This window comes from Parasphingorhabdus sp. (genome assembly GCF_036964675.1).
In the GTDB taxonomy this organism is placed as follows: Bacteria; Pseudomonadota; Alphaproteobacteria; order Sphingomonadales; family Sphingomonadaceae; genus Parasphingorhabdus.
The window spans coordinates 1-2149 of the sequence record NZ_JBALTF010000134.1 but is presented as its reverse complement, the minus strand read 5'-3'; the positions used below and the strand labels follow the sequence as shown (position 1 = coordinate 2149).

Sequence of the window (2149 nt, the reverse complement as noted above, 5' to 3'; positions counted from 1 at the left end):
GCATTTTGGTCTCCTTTAGAAGTTACCGTTACGGACACTTGTGGCAGCCCAACACTGGCCAGAGCGTCACATCGGAACGGCGGCAATAGCTAGATTCGCCTGAAATGCAAGTTTTATTGCGATGCATATTCAATCAATGATGGCAAGCAAGCGCCTCCAGCACATCATCCACCCGCGCCTGATCTCCGATCGCCAGCACATGGCCGTCTGATTCGGCGTGCAGCGGTTCGCCGTTCCAGTCGCACATCATGCCGCCGGCACCCTCGATGATCGGGGCGAGGGCGGCAAAGTCATGCAGTTTCAGGCCCGCCTCGCAGACCACATCGACATGGCCGCTGGCGACCAGGCCGTAATTATAGCAATCGCCGCCATAGATGATCTTGCGCGGCGCGACCTTGCTGGCCAGGCCCATGAAATGCTCGGCATCATGCTCGTCGAACAAATGCGGTGAGGTGGTGGCGAGGACGGCGTCCTTGAGTTCCCGGCAGCGCACGGATTTTGCCGGCTTGCCATTGAATGTTGTCGGGCGGCCGATAACCCCGATCCAGCGTTCTCTGGCAATCGGCTGGTCGATAATCCCGATCAGCGGAAAGCCTTCCTGCATCAGCGCGATCAGGGTACCGAAAATCGGCCGGCCGGCAATGAAGCTGGTGGTGCCGTCAATCGGGTCGAGCACCCATTGGCGTGAAGCGCCTTCGTTGCGCGGGCCATATTCCTCGCCGATAATGCCGTCATCGGGCCGTTCGGCTTCGATGATCTTCCGCATCGCCGCTTCCGCTGCGCGGTCCGCTTCGGTGACGGGGGTTGAATCGCTCTTGGCTTCCTGCTCGAATTTGGCGCGGAAGAACGGACGGATCGCTTCGCCAGCCGCTTCTGCCAGTTTTTGCGCAAACTCGATGTCTTTAGGTGTCATTGCTCGTCCATTGTTGAAGGCGCTGGTCGCCAGGCCCATAGGTAGAGAATCAGCCCGGTGATGATGAAAAGGGCGCAGCCGGACAGCACCCAGGCATTGGCATACCAATAGTCGCCCCAGGAAAATTCGCCGGACATGATCTTTTTCCAGCCGTTGAAATGCTGCATCCCGCCGACGATCAGCCCCAGCACGGCAAGGGTCGATGCTATCCACCGGTTGAGCCAGTGCAAGGGATTGGCGAGAAGCAACAAGCCGAGCAGTCCGATGACCGTTCTCTGGACGCGGCAATAAGGACAGACATAAACCCAGTCCGCCCATTCGGTGGCCCAGGCAAATAGCGAGATGAAGATCGCCAATATTGCGATATGAATGCGATATTTCAGCAGAAGTTCGAAACTGGGCATTGCCGTCTCCTGAAATTGGAAAATGCCGTCGGGACTAGTCCCACAGGCTGCTGACCGAACTTTCATCCGCGATTCGCTTTATCGCTTCGCCAAGCAGCGGCGCAATTGGAAGCACCCGGATCTTGTCGGAATCGAGCGCCGATTGCGGTGTGCGAATGGTGTCTGTGATGATCAGCTTGCGCAGCGAAGAGGCGTTGACCCGCTCTACCGCTTTGCCGGAGAGAACGCCGTGGGTGATATAGGCGGCGACATCGGTTGCGCCCGCCGCGATCAGGGCATCGGCTGCGTTGCAGAGCGTGCCGGCGCTGTCGGCAATATCGTCGATCATCACACAGAAGCGGCCTTTGACGTCGCCGATGATGTTCATGACTTCGGAAACGCCGGCCTGCTCGCGGCGTTTGTCGACGATTGCGAGCGGCGCATTGTCGAGCCGCTTTGCCAATGCCCGGGCGCGAACCACGCCGCCGACATCGGGAGAAACAACCATGATATCCTTGTCGCTATGGCGCTTGATGATATCTTCGCTGATCACCGGGGCGCCAAAGAGATTGTCGGTCGGGATATCGAAAAAGCCCTGGATTTGTCCGGCATGGAGATCAACGGTGAGTACCCGGTCCGCGCCTGCTTCGGTAATCAGGTTGGCGACCAGCTTGGCTGATATTGGTGTCCGTGGTCCCGGTTTCCGGTCCTGCCGGGCATAGCCGAAATAGGGGATGACCGCTGTGATGCGCTTGGCCGAAGCCCGGCGCAGGGCGTCGATGCTGATCAGCAATTCCATCAGATTGTCATTGGCCGGATGGCTGGTCGACTGAACGACAAATACATCTTCGCC

Annotated in this window: 3 protein-coding genes; all 3 read right to left on the bottom strand. The window is 58.5% G+C overall.

The window, feature by feature from the left end:
- Window positions 1-133: 133 nt before the first annotated feature.
- The gene (hisN, locus tag V7665_RS13520) at window positions 134-913 is read right to left on the bottom strand and encodes a histidinol-phosphatase (protein WP_335665057.1); all 780 of its coding nucleotides are present in this window, start codon (window positions 911-913) and stop codon (window positions 134-136) included.
- Window positions 910-1317: a hypothetical protein gene (locus V7665_RS13515; RefSeq protein WP_335665056.1), complete on the bottom strand. Its 408-nt coding sequence runs from the start codon at window positions 1315-1317 to the stop codon at window positions 910-912. The genes hisN and V7665_RS13515 overlap by 4 nt, the downstream gene beginning before the upstream one ends.
- 34 nt (window positions 1318-1351) lie before the next feature.
- A partial coding sequence (locus V7665_RS13510) for a ribose-phosphate pyrophosphokinase (RefSeq protein ID WP_335665055.1) occupies window positions 1352-2149 on the bottom strand: 798 nt, incomplete at its 5' end.

Excerpts from the sequence above, each read along its gene's own strand:
- hisN (WP_335665057.1), bottom strand. The coding sequence starts at position 913 with ATGACACCTAAAGACATCGAGTTTGCGCAAAAACTGGCAGAAGCGGCT.
- V7665_RS13515 (WP_335665056.1), bottom strand. The coding sequence starts at position 1,317 with ATGCCCAGTTTCGAACTTCTGCTGAAATATCGCATTCATATCGCAATA.